The 17557-nt window shown below is 60.5% G+C and carries 16 protein-coding genes; 1 reads left to right on the plus strand and 15 read right to left on the minus strand.

Going from position 1 to position 17557, the window contains the following annotated elements:
* Nucleotides 1-79 precede the first annotated feature (79 nt).
* From ACIOWL_RS15870 to ACIOWL_RS15940, 15 genes are all read right to left on the minus strand, one after another.
* Nucleotides 80-439 (minus strand): SdpI family protein, encoded by a 360-nt coding sequence (locus ACIOWL_RS15870; protein ID WP_400387180.1) that lies wholly within the window; start codon nucleotides 437-439, stop codon nucleotides 80-82.
* Nucleotides 440-793: 354 nt separating this feature from the next.
* Nucleotides 794-1045: a preprotein translocase subunit SecG gene (secG, locus tag ACIOWL_RS15875; RefSeq protein ID WP_047119343.1), complete on the minus strand. Its 252-nt coding sequence runs from the start codon at nucleotides 1043-1045 to the stop codon at nucleotides 794-796.
* Nucleotides 1046-1067: 22 nt separating this feature from the next.
* Nucleotides 1068-1883 carry a triose-phosphate isomerase gene (tpiA, locus tag ACIOWL_RS15880; RefSeq protein ID WP_400387183.1) on the minus strand — a complete coding sequence of 272 codons (816 nt, stop codon included), beginning with the start codon at nucleotides 1881-1883 and terminating at the stop codon, nucleotides 1068-1070.
* A gap of 3 nt (nucleotides 1884-1886) precedes the next feature.
* Nucleotides 1887-3116: a phosphoglycerate kinase gene (locus ACIOWL_RS15885; RefSeq protein WP_400387186.1), complete on the minus strand. Its 1230-nt coding sequence runs from the start codon at nucleotides 3114-3116 to the stop codon at nucleotides 1887-1889.
* Between the two features lie 16 nt (nucleotides 3117-3132).
* Nucleotides 3133-4140 (minus strand): type I glyceraldehyde-3-phosphate dehydrogenase, encoded by a 1008-nt coding sequence (gene gap / locus ACIOWL_RS15890; protein ID WP_400387189.1) that lies wholly within the window; start codon nucleotides 4138-4140, stop codon nucleotides 3133-3135.
* 186 nt (nucleotides 4141-4326) lie between these two features.
* Entirely contained in the window at nucleotides 4327-4956 is a 630-nt protein-coding gene (locus tag ACIOWL_RS15895) for a superoxide dismutase (RefSeq protein ID WP_400387192.1), read from the minus strand.
* 61 nt (nucleotides 4957-5017) lie between these two features.
* Nucleotides 5018-5998, minus strand: coding sequence for a DNA-binding protein WhiA (gene whiA / locus ACIOWL_RS15900; protein ID WP_400387195.1), 981 nt, complete (start codon nucleotides 5996-5998; stop codon nucleotides 5018-5020).
* 27 nt (nucleotides 5999-6025) lie between these two features.
* Nucleotides 6026-7051 (minus strand): uridine diphosphate-N-acetylglucosamine-binding protein YvcK, encoded by a 1026-nt coding sequence (gene yvcK / locus ACIOWL_RS15905; RefSeq protein ID WP_400387197.1) that lies wholly within the window; start codon nucleotides 7049-7051, stop codon nucleotides 6026-6028.
* A gap of 5 nt (nucleotides 7052-7056) precedes the next feature.
* Entirely contained in the window at nucleotides 7057-7950 is an 894-nt protein-coding gene (gene rapZ, locus ACIOWL_RS15910) for an RNase adapter RapZ (protein ID WP_400387200.1), read from the minus strand.
* A 9-nt stretch (nucleotides 7951-7959) separates the two neighbouring features.
* Nucleotides 7960-9897, minus strand: a complete 1938-nt coding sequence (gene uvrC, locus ACIOWL_RS15915) for an excinuclease ABC subunit UvrC (protein WP_400387202.1) — start codon at nucleotides 9895-9897, stop codon at nucleotides 7960-7962.
* 3 nt (nucleotides 9898-9900) lie between these two features.
* Entirely contained in the window at nucleotides 9901-10572 is a 672-nt protein-coding gene (locus tag ACIOWL_RS15920) for a lysophospholipid acyltransferase family protein (RefSeq protein ID WP_400387205.1), read from the minus strand.
* Complete coding sequence (locus ACIOWL_RS15925; protein ID WP_400387207.1) at nucleotides 10573-11274, minus strand: HAD hydrolase-like protein; 702 nt, start codon at nucleotides 11272-11274, stop codon at nucleotides 10573-10575.
* Between the two features lie 107 nt (nucleotides 11275-11381).
* Nucleotides 11382-14252 (minus strand): excinuclease ABC subunit UvrA, encoded by a 2871-nt coding sequence (uvrA, locus tag ACIOWL_RS15930; protein ID WP_400387210.1) that lies wholly within the window; start codon nucleotides 14250-14252, stop codon nucleotides 11382-11384.
* A 276-nt stretch (nucleotides 14253-14528) separates the two neighbouring features.
* On the minus strand, nucleotides 14529-16034 hold the full coding sequence (locus ACIOWL_RS15935) for a PQQ-binding-like beta-propeller repeat protein (protein WP_400387212.1): 1506 nt from the start codon (nucleotides 16032-16034) through the stop codon (nucleotides 14529-14531).
* Nucleotides 16035-16380: 346 nt separating this feature from the next.
* Nucleotides 16381-16758 carry a GntR family transcriptional regulator gene (locus ACIOWL_RS15940; RefSeq protein ID WP_400387214.1) on the minus strand — a complete coding sequence of 126 codons (378 nt, stop codon included), beginning with the start codon at nucleotides 16756-16758 and terminating at the stop codon, nucleotides 16381-16383.
* A gap of 79 nt (nucleotides 16759-16837) precedes the next feature.
* On the opposite strand from ACIOWL_RS15940, the gene ACIOWL_RS15945 reads away from it, so the two are divergent.
* Entirely contained in the window at nucleotides 16838-17491 is a 654-nt protein-coding gene (locus ACIOWL_RS15945; RefSeq protein ID WP_400387216.1) for an MBL fold metallo-hydrolase, read from the plus strand.
* Nucleotides 17492-17557 lie beyond the last annotated feature (66 nt).

A 17557-nucleotide genomic window follows, 5' to 3' on the forward strand; every position in this document is an offset into this window, starting at 1 on the left:
GCGACATCGGCTGCCTGCACACCGCCGCACAACGGGGCTTGGAAACCCCTGAAAGCGTCGTGACGATAATGCGGCAGGGCTAGCCGCTGGATCTTGCTGCGGCGTTCGCCTTGGCCGTGGCAACGAAGAGCAACGTCAGGGCCACCACATAGCCAACGCCTGTAATCGCGAAGGCCCACCCCGGCGACCCAAACAGGCAAAATGCGGTGGCGAGCAACAAAAAGACCCAGCCAATCCGTCCACTGAGTTTCATCAAGGGAGCGGCAGCCGCATGGCCACTCAGCCACGCGTCGTCAGTGGCCAGGGTATGCCGAGTTTTAATGCCGATCGCAGAGTTTCGTGTCAGTCTCCCGGCACTCATGGAAGGTGCCAGGCCGGCCGAGATGGCAGTCAGCGTCAAGAGCCCCAGCATAAACGGAATAACACTTAGCAGGTCCATAGATTCCCTAGTCTGCGCTTCACTCTGACTCTGAGTCCTGCGTCCGCCCAAGCAGACAGCCATTACGCCGGTACGACGTTAGAAGCATGGGCTTGGCGCCAGTGGCCTTAGATCTGCGTGCCAACGGCTTGGAGCGAGACCTGCTCGCATAGCGGCGTCAACACCGAATGCTCTGCTCCGGCTGCAATCTCAACGCTACCGCAGTCGCCTCTCCATCTTATGCATGCGCGCGGCAGGCCGCTGTTGTTCCTGCATTGTTAACCACACCGGCATCGAGGGGGTACTAAAACGGTGGGCATCCTCTACAAGTTTGCAGAAGATGCCCACCGTTTTTGCGCGATGCGACCTCGAAGATTAAGCTTCGATGTTGAATCTCATGACCAAGGCCAGCCCGATAATGACCGCACCCCAGATCAAACCGAGGATGATGGTGATACGGTTCAGGTTTCGCTCAGCGACACCTGAAGATCCCATCGAGCTGGTCATGCCGCCGCCGAACATGTCGGACATACCGCCACCCTTCCCCTTGTGCAGGAGAATCAGGAGGGTTAGCAAGACACTGGTGATGCCCAGGAGTACCTGCAAAATGATCTTGATAATATCCAAGACGACGGTTCCTTAGTTAGATTCAGTCGGTAACGAGATGATGTTCGAACCTGACAATATTAGCAAATTCTTCAGCGTCAAGGCTGGCTCCGCCAACCAACACGCCGTCAACGTCACGTTCACGCATGATTGCGGCGGCATTTGACGCCTTAACACTACCGCCATATAGCAGTCGGGTCTTCTGCGCGATCTCATCACCGAAGCGTTCGGCCAGTGCCCCGCGGATGGCGGCGCACAGTTCCTGCGCATCGGCAGGTCCCGCAACTTCGCCAGTGCCAATGGCCCAAACCGGCTCGTAAGCGATAACCAGGTTTTCGGCCTGCTCAGCGGTGACGCCGGCCAGGGATTCCTCCAGCTGGGTCAGGGTAAATGAAACCTGCTCCCCTGCCTTACGGATTTCCAGGCCCTCGCCCACACACAACACCGGGGTCAGCTCGTGGCGGTAAGCCGCTGCGAGCTTCGAGGCGATGACCTCGTTGGTTTCGTTGTGGTACTCGCGACGCTCGGAGTGGCCGACCAGAACGTACCGGCAACCCAGCTTGTTCAGGAACTGACCGGAGATTTCACCGGTGTAGGCTCCCGAATCCTGAGTGGACAGATCTTGGGCGCCGTATACGACGTCCAGCTTGTCACCCAGGGTCAGGGTCTGCACGCCACGAAGGTCCGTGAATGGCGGGAATACCGCCACCTCGGCCCGATCGTAGTCATGCTGGTGATCCTTCAGGGTCCACGCCAACTTCTGCACCAGGGTGATGCCCTGGACGTGGTCCATGTTCATCTTCCAGTTGCCGGCGATCAGCGGCTGGCGCACAAATGCACCGTTTTGCGAAATGGTCATAAATCAGCCTTCCAATGCGGCAACACCCGGCAGGGTCTTGCCTTCAAGGTACTCCAACGAGGCGCCGCCGCCGGTGGAGATATGTCCGAAGTCATCCTCTGAGAAACCCAGCGCACGCACGGCCGCGGCCGAGTCGCCGCCGCCTACCACGCTGAACGCTTCCGAGCCGGCCAGGGCCTGCGCCACGGTTCGAGTCCCCTCGGCAAATGCCGGGATCTCGAAGACACCCATGGGGCCGTTCCAGAACACGGTGTTAGCGCCGGTGATGTAGCTCGCGAACTTCTCCGCAGACTTCGGGCCGATGTCCAGGCCTAGGCCGTTCGAGCCGAAGCTCGCCTCTTCGATCTTGTCTGCGTCAAGCACCTCGTGAGCCGCGTCGGCACCGAACTTGTCCGCCACCACCACGTCAACCGGGAGGATAATGTCACAGACGAGCTTCTCGGCGCGTTCCAAGTACTCCTGGCAGACGGCGATCTGGTCTTCTTCAAGCAGCGAGCCGCCAATGTTGTGGCCCTGCGCCTTCAGGAAGGTGAACGCCATGCCGCCGCCGATCAACAGCTGGTCGGCCTTGCCGATCAGGTTGTCGATCACCGCGAGCTTGTCCGAGACTTTCGAACCGCCCAAAACCACCACGTACGGGCGCTTAGGAGCCTCGGTCAGGGTCTTGAGGACCTTCACCTCGGTGGCCACCAGGTCGCCCTGGTAGCTCGGCAACAAGCCGGCAATGTCATACACCGAGGCGTGCTTGCGGTGCACCGCACCGAACGCGTCGTTGACGTAGGCACCGTTCTCGCCGGTCAATGCGGCCAGTTCCTTGGCCAGCTCGACACGTTCGGCGTCGTCCTTGGAGGTTTCGCGGGCGTCGAAACGCACGTTCTCCAAGACCAGAACCGAACCGTCGGCCAGGTTCGCCGCGGCTTCGCGGGCCGAAGGGCCCACCACGTCGGCAGCCACGGTGACATCGAAGTCGGCCAACTCGTTCAGGCGGGTAGCCGCCGGAGCGATGGAGTACTTTGGATCAAACTGGCCCTTGGGACGACCCAGGTGGGCCATCACAATGACCTTGGCGCCGGCGTCAACCAGCTTGGAAATCACCGGCAGCGAAGCGCGTACGCGGCCGTCATCGGTCACGGTGTCACCGTCGAGCGGCACGTTCAGGTCACTGCGGACCAGTACGTAGCGTCCGCGGACACCGTTGTCAGCGATCAATTCGTCAAGTGTGTGTGAAGACATGTCTCTAGGTTATCGACTAGAGGCTTGATCCCACGAATTCGACAAGGTCAACCAGGCGTGAGGAATATCCCCACTCGTTGTCGTACCAAGCCACAACCTTCACGGTGTTGCCCATGATGGTGGTCAGGCCGGAGTCGAAGATTGCCGAATGCGGGTTCGTCACGATATCCGAGGAAACCAGCGGATCGGTCGAGTACTCCAGGTACTTGGAAAGCTTGCCTTCGCTGGCGGCCTTCTCAAAGGCTGCGTTGATCTCGTCCACGGTGGCGGTGCGGGCCAGGTTGACGGTCAGGTCGGTGGCCGAGCCGGTTGGAACTGGGACGCGCATGGCGTAACCGTGCAGCTTGCCCTTGAGTTCCGGAAGCACCACGCCGATAGCCTTGGCGGCACCGGTGGAGGTAGGAATCATGTTCAGCGCCGCAGCGCGGGCCCGACGCGGGTCGCTGTGCGGTGCATCCTGCAGACGCTGGTCAGCGGTGTATGCGTGGATGGTGGTCATCAGGCCGTCGACAATGCCGAATTCGTCGTTCAGCACCTTGGCCACGGGAGCCAAGCAGTTGGTGGTGCACGATGCGTTCGAGATGATGGCGTGGCTGGCCGGATCGTACTTTTCGTGGTTGACGCCCATCACAATGGTGATGTCTTCATGCTTGGCTGGAGCCGAGATGATGACTTTCTTGGCGCCGGCTTCGATGTGGTGGCGGGCATCGTCAGCCTTGGTGAAAAAGCCGGTGGACTCGATGACGATGTCCACATTCAGTTCGCGCCATGGAAGGTTGCCTGGCTTGCGTTCGGACAGAACCTTGATACGGCGTTCTCCGACGACAATCTCGTCGCCGTAGACTGAAACCGTCTCGCCCAGCGGGCCGAGCACGGAATCAAACTTCACCAGGTGAGCAAGCGAATCGATTGAACCAAGGTCGTTGACGGCGACGATATCGATGTCTGCTTTGTGAGCCAGAACTGCACGCAAGAAGTTGCGTCCGATACGACCGAAACCATTGATTCCAACACGGGTTGTCACGTGACTATCTCCTCTAAATGGGAAAATGATGCCACGACCGCAGTCTTACGGAAGTGGCCTACTTTAAAGAGGACACTCCGTTGTGCCGTGCATGCGGATCCCGGCTGATGCCAGGATCCGCCACACACTTATACATCCTACGCTATCTCAACGTTGAATGTGAGCTAACTTACCGATTAAGTAAGTTTACTTTCCTGGGACGATCAACGAAGCGGCGCCGGTGCGGGCAGCTTCGAAGCGAGCCTGGACGTCGGCCCAGTTCACGATGTTCCAGAACGCCTTGACGTAGTCGGCCTTGACGTTGACGTAGTCCAGGTAGAAGGCGTGCTCCCACATATCCAGCATCAGCAGCGGGATGGTTGCCACTGGGACGTTGCCCTGCTGATCGTAGAGCTGTTCGATAACCAGCTGGCCACCGATTGCATCGTATGCCAGAACAGCCCAGCCCGAGCCCTGCAGGCTCATGGCCGATGCGGTGAAGTGAGCGCGGAATGCATCAAACGAACCGAAGAAGTCCTCGATCGCCGCGGCCAGCTCGCCCTCAGGCTTGTCGCCGCCTTCTGGGGACAGGTTGTTCCAGAAGATCGAGTGGTTGGTGTGGCCACCGAGGTGGAACGCCAGGTCCTTGGACAGCTTCGGGATGTTGCCGAACTCGCCCTTTTCGCGAGCCTCAGCCAGCTGCTCCAGTGCCGAGTTGGCGCCAGCAACGTAGGTTGCGTGGTGCTTGGAGTGGTGCAGCTCCATGATGCGAGCCGAGATGTTCGGCTCAAGGGCAGCGTAGTCGTACTGCAGTTCTGGCAGCGAATAGACAGCCATGATTCTCCTCAATCTGTTAAATTGGACGAATCTCCGCGGAAAGGATTACCGCGGGGACACTTTACTGTTCCAGTTCATCTACTGGAACGCTGGACTCGGTACCGGGTATTCCCATATCACTGGCTTTTTTATCAGCCATCGCCAGAAGGCGGCGGATACGGCCGGCAATCGCGTCCTTGGTCATGGGTGGTTCAGCCATACGGCCGAGCTCATCCAGCGACGCCTGTTTGTGCTCCAGGCGTAGCAGTCCGGCGTAACGCAGATGCTCAGGCACCTCGTCACCCAGAATCTCTATGGCGCGCTCAACACGCGCACCGGCAGCGACCGCCGCTTGGGCGCTGCGACGCAGGTTGGCATCGTCGAAGTTCGCCAGGCGATTGGCTGTGGCGCGAACTTCCTTGCGCATCCGGCGCTCTTCCCAGACCATCAGTGCATCATGTGCACCCATGCGGGTCAGCAGCTGGGCGATGGCGTCGCCGTCGCGAATCACCACCCGGTCAACACCACGTACCTCGCGGGCCTTAACCGTCAAGCCCAGCCGGCGCGCGGCGCCAACCAGTGCCAGCGCGGCCTCGGGGCCGGGGCAGGTAATTTCCAATGCCGAGCTTCGTCCGGGTTCGGTTAAGGACCCGTGGGAAAGGAACGCACCACGCCAGACCGCCTCGGCGTCAGCGGTAGAACCGTTGACGATCACCGAAGGCAGGCCGCGCACCGGGCGGCCGCGCTGGTCAAGCAAACCGGTTTGCCGCGCGAGAACTTCGCCGTCCTTGGAAACGCGCACAATGTAGCGGCTGCCCTTGCGGATCCCAGATCCCGACACCATGACGATCTCGGCATCGTGGCCGTACAGCTCGCCAATGGCAATCTTCAAGCGGCGGGCGGTCGCAGCCAAGTCCACTTCAGCTTCGATCACAATTCGTCCGGAGACGATATGCAGTCCGCCGCTAAAACGCAACATGGTCGAGACTTCGGCCTTGCGGACCGAAGGCTTGCGAATTTCCACCCGCGACAGCTCGTCTTTGACGGAAGCCGTCAATGCCATGAATCAAACTCCCTTACATGGATCCCCTTAGGATCCGATTGCGGTAAACACCTCGTGATAGGCCGCCGCTAGACGCAACGGGTCGTGCACCGCACGACCGTCAGATACCCCTACTCTACTAAAAAAGGTCCGGGCACCGAGTTTTTGCGCTGCGAGCTCAAATCGTTCTTTGTTGTTCACAAGCGATTCGTCTGCGAGAATGGCGTCGAATTTCACCTCTGGCGCATAGCGGCTGAGCACTTCCAGGTGAGCCGCGGCGTCCAGCCCGGAAGTTTCTGCGGTATCCAACGCTAGATTCATGGTCAGCAACCGCTTGGCAGTGGTGGTGGCGATAGCCTGGCGCATATCGGGGAGCAAAAGGTGCGGCAACACCGAGGTGTACCACGACCCAGGGCCAAGGACCACCCAGTCAGCCAGTTCAATGGCTTCAAGGGCCTCCGCGCAGGCGGGAGCATCCGGCGGGTCCAAACTCACATTGGTGACCAATCCCCCGAGCCCTGCCTTGGCGATCTTCGCCTGCCCTTCGATATGGCGGCGCACCAACGTATCGGTGGCGGCATCCGTTTCAAGCACTTCGCCGTGGATTGAGAGCGGTACCGTGCTCATGGGCAGCACCTGACCGCGAGCACCCAGCAGCGCTCCCGCCCAGCGCAGGCCGGCGACTGGGTTATCCAGAAGTTCCCAGAGCGCCAGGATCAACAGGTTTCCCACCGCGTGGCCGTTGAGCGGTTCCTCGGCGTTGGCAGGCGATTCAAACCGGTGCTGCATCACATCACGCCAGGTCCGGCCCCAGTCATTGTCATCACACAGGGCAGCTAACGCCATGCGCAGGTCCCCTGGAGGCAGCACGTCGAATGAGTCGCGCAGGCGTCCGGAACTGCCGCCATCATCTGCGACGGTGACCACGGCGGTCAGGTCGGTCGAAAGCCGCCGCAGGGCGGATAACGACGCGGAAAGCCCATGTCCCCCGCCCAGAGCCACCACGGATGGGTTGCGATAGTCGTTGCTGCGGTTCAGGCCCTGGATGGGGATCGGGCCGGTAGCGAAGGCCATCGCTACTACTCACGTCCCAGGTCGCGGTGGCTCACGTTCACCCGAACATTGGGCAACTGCGCTAGGCGGCGCCCGAGTTCAACGCTGGTGGCCACCGAACGATGTTTGCCGCCGGTGCAACCCACGGCAATTGTCGCGTAGTGCTTATTCTCACGACGGTAGCCGTCGAACACCGGCTCCAATGCCTTGAGGTAATTCTCGATGAACTCGCCGGTTCCGGTCTGCGAAAGAACGTATTCCGAGACTTCCCGGTCCAGCCCGGTTTGCGGGCGCAGCTCAGGCACCCAGTGCGGGTTGGGAATGAAGCGCACGTCAGCCACGTAGTTGGCGTCGGTGGGCAGCCCGTATTTGAAACCGAAACTCATCACGTTGATTCGCAGGATCACCGGGCCGGACTCGCTGAACAATTCGTTGACCGTGCGGGCCAAGTCGTGCACCGACATGGAGGAGGAATCCAAAACGATTTCCGCGGCTTCGCGCAGTTCCCGGGTGATTTCGCGCTCGCGCTGGATTCCGTTGACGATGCGGCCATCACCCTGCAGCGGGTGGGGGCGGCGTCCCTGCTCAAACCGGCGAACCAGAACATCGTCACTGGCATCGAGGTAGACCAGCCGGAATTTCACTCCGCTGGCCGTCAGGTTTGCCAGCGCATCACGGATTTCGGGGAACATGTCCTTCGAACGCACGTCCATCACCACGGCCATTCGCGGGATGGACCCCTGCGACCGGCTCATCAGCTCGGTGAGGGGACCGACCATGGCCGGTGGCAGGTTCTCCACCACGTACCAATCCTGGTCTTCCAAGGCATGGGCAACGGTCGTGCGACCGGCACCTGACATGCCGGTAACAATCACCAGCTCGGATTCCGGCGGCTTTACGGCTTCATACTCAGCGCTCATACTTCAAGGCTAGTCCAGAATTTCTCCGGTAGTCATGTTTACCGCGCTCGGTGACGCGCCTTGAAGCGAATCTGCGATGGTTTGCGCAAGTTTCGGACCGACTCCGGGCACTTCAAGCAGCTGCTCGACACTGGCTGCACGAATTTTTTTCATGGAACCAAAGTGTTTGCGCAATGCTTCCTGCTTCGACTTGCCCAAGCCCGGTACCGCATCCAGCTCCGAGGCGAGCATGGACTTGCCACGTTTGGCCCGGTGGAAGGTAATGGCAAAACGGTGCGCCTCGTCGCGCAACCGCTGCACCAGATACAACGCGGCGGAGGCGCGCGGAAGGATGAGCGGGAACGGGTCCTCCGGCAGCCACAACTCTTCGAGCCGTTTGGCCAGGCCAACCACCGGAATATCGTCGATCCCCAGGTCATCCAGGGCCTTTTGTGCGGCGGCGACCTGCGGCGGACCACCGTCGACAATGACCAATGAAGGCGGGTAGGCGAACTTCTTCACCTCGGCGGTCCCCGCTTCGATTTCACCACCGGTCAGCAGCTGCGGGTCGACCTTTTCCTTCAGGTACCGGCTGAAACGACGGTGGATCACGTCATACATGCTGGCGGTGTCGTCACGTGCGGCGTCTCCGGTAATGGAGAACTTCCGGTATTCGCTCTTTTTGGGCAGCCCGTCTTCAAAAACCACCATCGAGGCGACCACGTTGGTGCCTTGGGTGTGCGAGGCGTCGTAGCATTCGATACGCAGCAATGCCTGTTCGGTCCCCAGCGCGTCCTGCAGCTCCTGCATGGCCAGCGAGCGGGTGGTGATGTCCCCCGCCCGCTTGGACTTATGCAGGCGCAAGGATTGCTCCGCGTTCTCCACCACGGTTCCCGCCAGGGCTGCCTTGTCCCCGCGTTGGGCCACCCGCAAGGAAACCCGTGAACCCCGCAGCTCCGAAAGCCAGGTGGTCACCTCTTCGGTGTCCTCGGGCAGCTGCGGAACCAGTATTTCCCGCGGGATCCGATCCGCATGGTCCGCATACACCTGGGTGAGCAGCTGTTCGACAAATTCGCCGTCGGTGGTGTCGGTGACCTTCTCCACCACCCAGCCACGCTGAGAACGGATACGCCCATCTCGCACGTGGAAAACCTGGACCGCGGCTTCCAGCTCGTCACCGTGAATTCCGAAGATATCCGCGTCGGTGTTATCCGCCAGCACCACGGCATTACGTTCAAAAACCTTGTTCAGCGCGGCGATGTCGTCGCGGTAGCGGGCAGCCTGCTCGTATTCGAGCTCGGCTACGGCCTCTTGCATCTTCACGGTCAATGCCTTGGTGAATCGGGTCGCTTCCCCACCCATAAACGTGCACAGGTCATCGGCCAAGGCCCGGTGTTCTTCTTCGCTGACCCGGCCCACGCAGGGGGCCGAACATTTGTCGATGTAGCCCAGCAGGCAAGGACGCCCCGAGGCTTCGGCGCGTTTGAATACTCCCGGCGCGCAACTGCGTACCGGGAAAACCCGCAACAGGGTGTCCAGGGTTTCCCGGATGGCCTTGGCCGGGTAGAACGGGCCGAAGTATTTCACGCCCTTGCGTTTATCGCCGCGCATCACCAGGGCGCGCGGATACTTTTCATCCATCGTCACCGCGAGGTACGGATAGGTTTTGTCGTCCCGGAAGACGATGTTGAACCGCGGGTTGTATTCCTTGATCCAGGTGTACTCCAGCTGCAGCGCTTCGAGTTCTGAACCCACCACGGTCCACTCGACACTTGCGGCGGTGAAAACCATGGTGCGGGTTTTTGGTGTCAATCGGTCCGGATTGACGAAGTAGGAGGACAGGCGGTTGCGCAGAACCCGTGCTTTGCCCACATAGATCACCCGAGCGTGCTCGTCGCGGAAGCGGTAGACGCCGGGTTTAGTGGGAATATCCGAGGTTTGCGGCCGGTAGCTGGCTGGATCTGCCATGGGCTACTTGGCGTCCGGCGGAAGCTGGTTGTAGGAGTCCACGCGCTCCTGCCCCGAAAGCTCGGCAATTGCATCAACGATCCGGTCGGTAGCCAGACGGCGCTGCGGAAGCGGGTGTTTCCGGCCGAGCTTGTCGAAGTACAGTGGCTCGCCGTAGTGGATGTGGAATTTTGTCGGACGGAACCCCTTGGTTCCGGCCGGTTGCAGCTTCTCGGTTCCGATCAGGCCCACCGGCACCACCGGAACACCGGTGGTCAGTGCCAGCCAACCCACACCGGTCCGTCCGCGGTACAGTTTGCCGTCGCGCGACCGGGTACCTTCCGGGTAAATTCCGATGCCGCTGCCGGCTTCGATGATCTCCACCAACGAGTCCAAGGCGGCCACGGAGGCCGCCTGCTCCCCACGCTGCACCGGGATGGAACCGACCGATTCAAAAAACGACTTCATCAGCTTGCCCTTGACACCGGGGGTCGTGAAGTACTCGGCCTTGGCAAAAAAGGCGACGTCGCGTGGGGTCAGCGCCTGGATGATCAGGGAGTCAAAAAAAGAAAGATGGTTGGAGGCAACAATAAAGCCGCCCTCCTTAGGCACGTTTTCCAGTCCGGTGACCTCGGCGCGGCAGATGCCGTGGATGATGCCGCGGATGGAGGATCGCGTCATGGTGTAGATGCTCATCTACTGTGCACCTTCCTGCAGCTGTTTCTCTAAGTTCAATTCGGCGGCCAGTTGCTCACCCAAAAGCAGATGTGCCAGCTGGGCCGCGGTAGACACCTGGAAGTCCGCGGCATCAAGTTCATCACCCTGCGCGAAACCCCAGTGCACCCCGATGCTGCGCACACCGTTGTCGCGGGCGGCATCAAGGTCGTAGTGCCGGTCCCCCACCACTACGCAGTGTGCTGGGTCCAGCTTTGCCTGGGTTAACGCAGCGGCCACAATGTGGGCCTTGCTGGAGCCGTGCGACCCGCCTTCACTGCTGTTGCCATGGATTGCGTCGAGGCTGCTGTCCAGCCCTTGAACGGCAATAAGCTCACGGGCGATCGGCAGCGGCTTGGCGGTGGTCACTGCCACGTGAATTCCTGCTGCCCGCAGCCCGTCCAACACCTCTCGCATGCCTGGATACACCGTGGATTGGCGCATGCCGACCTGTGCGTAACGTACCCGGTACGCGGCAATCACCGAGTCGATGTTCTCATCGGTGACCCCCTCAAGGGTGCGCAGCCCGACCTGCAGCGGCGGGCCAACCAGCGCCTCGACATTTTCTTCTCCGGGATCCGGGATTCCGTGAGCCACCAGGGCATGGCGGATTCCGGAGGTAATGGAGCCTGCAGGGTCCACCAGGGTCCCGTCCAGATCAAAGAGCACGCTTGCAACCGACATATTCACTAGGACATCATCCCACGAAGCGGACGCGGGTAAACAATCCATAACTGAATTCGAATGTACCCGCGCCCGCTCACCGAGGGCATTTTGCCTGCTCGTCCCTTCTAAAGGATCTGCGCCAAGAACGCGCCGGTATGCGATTGCGCGACCTTCGCTACCTTTTCCGGGGTACCGGTGGCCATGATCGTGCCACCGCCGGAACCGCCTTCCGGCCCCAGATCAACCACCCAGTCAGCGGACTTGATCACATCCAGGTTGTGCTCGATGGTCAACACGGTGTTTCCCTTGTCGACCAGCCCCTGCAGCACCAGCAGCAGTTTGCGGATGTCTTCAAAATGCAGGCCCGTGGTTGGCTCATCCAGCACGTAGATGGACCGGCCGTTTGAACGCTTCTGCAGTTCGGCCGCGAGTTTCACTCGCTGCGCCTCGCCGCCGGAGAGGGTGGTGGCCGGCTGCCCCAGGCGGACGTAGCCCAATCCGACATCCACCAGGGTGTTCAGATGGCGGGCGATCGGGGTGAAGGCGCTGAAAAATTCGGCACCTTCAGAAATCGGCATATCCAGCACGTCGGCGATGTTCTTGCCCTTGTAAAGCACCTGCAGCGTTTCGCGGTTGTAGCGCGCTCCGTGGCACACCTCGCACGGGACGTAAACGTCCGGCAGGAAGTTCATCTCGATTTTCAGCGTGCCGTCGCCCGAACAGGCCTCGCAGCGTCCGCCCTTGACGTTGAAGGAGAAACGTCCCGGCTGGTAGCCGCGGAGCTTGGCCTCATTGGTCTCGGCGAACAACTTGCGGATGTTGTCGAACACCCCGGTATAGGTTGCCGGGTTGGAGCGCGGGGTGCGGCCAATTGGCGACTGATCCACGTGGACCACCTTGTCCAGGTGCTCCAGACCCTGCACACGGGTATGGCGTCCGGGCACCTGCTTGGCGCCGTTGAGCTTGTTCGCCAAAACCTTGTAGAGGATGTCGTTCACCAGGGTGGACTTGCCGGAACCCGAAACACCGGTCACCGCGGTCAGCACCCCCAGCGGGAACTCCACGCTGACGTTCTGCAGGTTGTTTTCGCTGGCGCCAACGACCTTGAGCTTGCGGTCCTTGTCCACCTTGCGGCGTTTGGACGGAATCTCAATCTGTTTGCGTCCCGAGAGGTAATCGCCGGTCAACGAGCGGGTGTTCTTCTTCAGCCCCTCAACGGATCCCGAGTGGACCACTTCGCCGCCGTGCTCGCCGGCACCCGGACCGATATCCACAATCCAGTCGGCCTCAGCGATGGTGTCCTCGTCGTGCTCCACCACAATCAGGGTGTTGCCCAGCGAACGCAGGTGCAACAGGGTTTCGATCAGCCGTCGGTTATCCCGCTGGTGCAGGCCGATGGATGGCTCATCGAGCACATACAGCACCCCGACCAGCCCGGAACCAATCTGGGTGGCCAGTCGGATACGCTGGGCTTCGCCGCCGGAGAGTGTGCCGGCTGCACGTTCAAGGGTCAGGTACTCAAGTCCCACATCCAGCAGGAACTTCATGCGGGCGCCAATTTCCTTCAGCACCTGCACCGCGATTTTCGCTTCACGTTCGCTCAGTTCCAGGGTGGTGAGGAATTCGGCGGCGCTGCGCAGGTCCATGGCGGAGACCTGGGCAATGGATTTACCGCCCACCAGCACCGACAGCGATGCCGGGTTCAAGCGCGCCCCGCCACAGGTTGGGCAGTGGATCTGGCGCATGTACTGCTCGTAGCGGTCACGCGCGTGATCTGATTCGGTTTCCTGGTGTTTGCGGTGCACGTAGGAGATGACACCTTCGAAACCGGTGGAGTACTTCCGTTCGCGGCCGAACCGGTTTTTGTACTGCACCACCACCTTGTGGTCCTTGCCGTGCAGAATTGCCTGCCGGGCGACGTCCGGCAGGTCCCGCCAGCGGGTGTCCATCGTAAAGCCCAGTTCGTTGCCCAGGCCTTCAATCAGGCGGTTCCAGTACTCGGTGGTTGCCTTGCCCAGGGACCACGGAGCAATGGCCCCGTCGTTGAGGGTCACCTCATCGTCGGGGACGATCAGGTGTTCGTCCACCTCCAGCTTGGTACCGATACCGGAGCAGGCGGAACAGGCGCCAAAGGGGTTGTTGAAGGAGAAGGTCCGCGGTTCAATCTCATCGATGGCCAACGGGTGCTCGTTGGGGCAGGCAAGGTTCTCGGAAAATGAGCGGATACGCTGCGGATCATCGGCGTCGAGGTCGACAAAATCCGCCAGGACCCTTCCATCGGCAATACCCAGGGCAGTCTCGATGGAATCGGTCAGGCGCTGATGGACGTCTTCCTTCATGGCCAGGCGGTCGACCACCACCTCGATGGTGTGCTTGACCTGTTTAGCCAGCTTCGGAGGATCGGTGAGCTGGATGGTTGTTCCATCAACCCGGGCGCGGGAGAAGCCCTTGGCGGAGAGCTCTGCGAACAGGTCCACAAATTCGCCCTTGCGGGAGCGAACCACCGGGGCAAGGATCTGGAAACGGGTGCGTTCGGGCAGCTCCATGAGCTGATCCACAATCTGCTGCGGAGTCTGCTTGGAAATCGGCTCGCCGCATTCCGGGCAGTGCGGACGCCCCACACGCGCCCAGAGCAAACGCATGTAGTCGTAGACCTCGGTGATGGTGCCGACCGTGGAACGCGGGTTTCGGCTGGTGGATTTCTGGTCGATGGACACCGCCGGGGACAAGCCTTCGATGAAGTCCACATCCGGCTTGTCGACCTGGCCCAGGAACATTCGGGCATAGGCAGAGAGCGACTCAACGTAACGTCTCTGGCCCTCGGCGAAAATCGTGTCGAACGCCAGCGAAGATTTGCCAGAACCGGACAAGCCGGTGAACACGATCATCGCGTCACGCGGCAGATCGATGTCGACATTCTTCAGGTTGTGCTCACGCGCGCCCTTGACGACCAGGCGCGTCAAATCAGTTTTTTTGCTCTCTGCAGTAATAGCCACGAAGCAATACTAATCGAAAATTACTTCGAATGAGTGTGAACTCCGACGTAACTCACAGTCACAAGCTCCACGACCTGAAAATCTCACGGCGAGCGCCAAGTGTCCTACCGGCTCAAGTTCGCACCGGCGCGCTGGGTGAGTTAGCCTCACGGACTGGCTTTGGGCTGACGCAGGAGTCATGACAGGGGTTTGCCGGCGTGACGCCTGGGATGACAACTCGACTGATTCGTCGCGGTTTCCCGGCGTGAAGCCTGAGCGCTCAAAGGTGAATGGCCATCAGCGTTCGGGCATCTTGTAGGCGACCATGCCGTTGCGGGAGGCGAGAACCTCAATGGGGTTCTTATCCAGGCCGATTCGTTGGAATTCTGCGAATAACGGAAGCTCCTTGGTCGGCTTCAAGTCATCGCGAGTGCACGGTTCCACACTTTCGCCAAGGTTCAGATTGGTTTTTCCGGATTCTTTGGTGGGGTTCTTGATGTCTACCGGCTCTCGCTCGATTTCGCACAGGACAATCGGCCCGAGGACCTCGGAGAGTTCGGCTTTCGCCCCGGTCGCGATATCCACCGCGGCGAGCCCAGACTTCAGGGGCAGGATTGTGTATTTCTGGTCGCCAAGGATTTTGTTCGCATCGGCCAGATCCACCGCGTCGTCGTATTCCGGCAGTTCGTGGGACCACAGAACCTCGCCGGTGGTTGCATCGATGCTTGCCACATCCCATTTCAGCCCGGTGGTCCCTTCGGTCCATCCGGTGGCGGGGCGTACCGTGGTCAGTCCCTGCTGGAATCTGCAGGTGACAAAGCTGCTACGGGTCTGGGCGGCACGGACGTTGGCGATGCTGGCGCAGTTCAGGGCCGCCCCTGGTATCGCCCAGCGTCGTTTGCCGGTTTCGGGTTCCAGCCCGACGAGCATCTGGTCTGTGCTCCAGTCTCGTACATACGCGTCTCCATCTGGCACGTATTGGTAGTCCATCCGCGAACCGCTCCCCACGTAGGTTTGGTGCGGCTCGTTGAACATTTCCCATTCCCATCCGTGATCTGTTGAATAGTACCGGTCGAAAATCTGTTCGTAGGGGATGCTCCAGAGAATTCTGCCGTCGCGGGCATAGCTCAGGATCTCTTGGTTCTCTCCCCTGTCCTGGGATGATGACAGGCCCTCGTCGATCAGCCGGTCTGAAGATTTTTTCTTGGGTGTGGGAAGCTCGCGGCTTGAGACCGGGTTCCAGCGCTGGTCATCCCAGTCGTACCGCAGATCTTTGTCAACGCCTTGGCTCGTGTAGGCCTCGATACACCACGATCCGTCGCATTCGGTGGGACGATTTGCCCGCAAGGTGGTCGGAAAAGCTTCTGCTATGTTATCTCCGGTGGCGAGGTCAATGATCACCAGTTGTTCGGATTCTTCGCCGATAGGTTCAAGCATGGCCATCGTCTGTTTTCCATCACGTTCGATGACCGGAAATGCCAGGGCGATCCCGCCGGGTGTGCGTCCGATGGAGGCCTCGCGCTTCCAGCGTTGCGACCCGTCATTAAGGTCACGGGCAATCAGTGCCAGGGAACCTTTGCGTTCAACGTAGGCGATTGCCAGCCCGCGGGGTTGAATCACGTGAATCTTTGAGACGAGGTTTTCTTTGCTGCTCCAGGCCACCGTAACGGGTTGGGCACCCAGGGCGGCCGGCGGTGTTTCGGGCTGCGCGGAAATGGTGGTGCAGCCGGTCAGCAGCCCCCACAGCAGGCAACAAGCTGCCCCGGCTTGCAATATTTGTGGACGTTGAGTGTTCTGCTGCACGATGAGCTCCCGAAGTCGGTGGGTGTCAATTCGCACAGCCTATGGGCAAGAATAATTATTTTGAGAGGTTTTCCACAGGGTCGGATGGCCCCGCGCGGCACCACGGTACCGAGCCGGAACGACGGTCGTTATCCATGGAGCCTCACTTGCCAGCGCTGCCGGCATCCGCTGCCACGGCATGTATTCAGGAGGATGCTTGGTCTAATGTCCAACCAGTCCGCTGGTCATCGTGGAATTCCGGCATGCTGTCGCACCGTGCGCCGGCGATTGCGACTCGGGGCACGAAGAGTGCCTCCTTGAGGAGGTTTATCCCCTCGCGGTGCTTCGCGAGCAACGCACCATCACACTACCGAGGCAGTGAGCTGAAGGCGGCACGTACGTACTTCACCGCGGTTTCTTCATCCACGGACCACATCTGCGCGATCCGCGCCAGGTCTGCCGCCGCATCACTGACCTCCTGGTCCGCACGGTCCTCGGTCGCTTGGACCACCGTGCCGTGGCGCCCGCGAGTCACCACGGCACCTTGCAATTCAAGTTCCTTGTACACCTTGGCGACGGTGTTGACCGCAAGTCCCAGCGTGCCGGCGAGCGCGCGCACCGAAGGGAGTTTTGTCCCGGGCGCTAATCTTCCTTCGGAGATGGCTCTCAGGATTTGCTCGCGGACCTGCTGGTAGGGAACTACCGCCGATTTTTCATCGAGTTTCACAAAGTGCAGGGTGTTCATGCGCCGCTCCGTTTCGTTGATTGACGCTCGTCTACTGAGCCTATCGTGAACACAGCGGCTTTCCCCGTAGTCTGGGGACATGAACGAACTTCTTTTGGACGATGTCAGCATCCGCTGGATTTCCGTCTCCGATATGGCCAACAACGTGTACCTGATCACCGAGAAAGCCAGCGGCAAACAGCTGCTGGTTGACGCGGCCGACGACTTTGAAGCCATTCAGGAGTTGATCGCGGCGGCTAGCCACGACGGCCCGGAGCCGCACATTGTCGGTATCGCCACCACGCATCAGCATTGGGATCATGTGCGCGCGCTGGCCGCAACGGTTGAAAAATACCCGGTGGACACCTATGCGGGCGCCGATGACTGCCAGGGAATCGCGGCGGAGGCCGGGGTGACGATCAGCCATCCGCTCTCCGACGGGTCGAAGATAACCCTTGGCGACGTGGTGATCGAGGCCATCCACCTGCGCGGCCACACCCCCGGTTCGATCGCCTATGCGTTGGTGGATTCCTCGGGTCAGCCGGTGATCCTCAGCGGCGACAGCCTCTTTCCCGGAGGGGTGGGCAACACCTGGAAAGATCCCCAGCGCTTCAGTTCGCTGATCACCGATGTCTCGGTCCGGATCTTTGACCGGTTCCCGGATGAAACCAAGGTTTTTCCCGGGCATGGGAACACCACCGAGCTGGGCATCGAGCGACCGCACCTGGATGAATGGCGTGAGCGCGGCTGGTAACCCAGGACAAGGAGTTGCCGTCGGCTGTTTTCGCCGGCGGCAATTCCGCTATCTTCGGGCCTGCGA

This window comes from Glutamicibacter sp. NPDC087344, assembly GCF_044744225.1.
Classification (GTDB): Bacteria; Actinomycetota; Actinomycetes; order Actinomycetales; family Micrococcaceae; genus Glutamicibacter.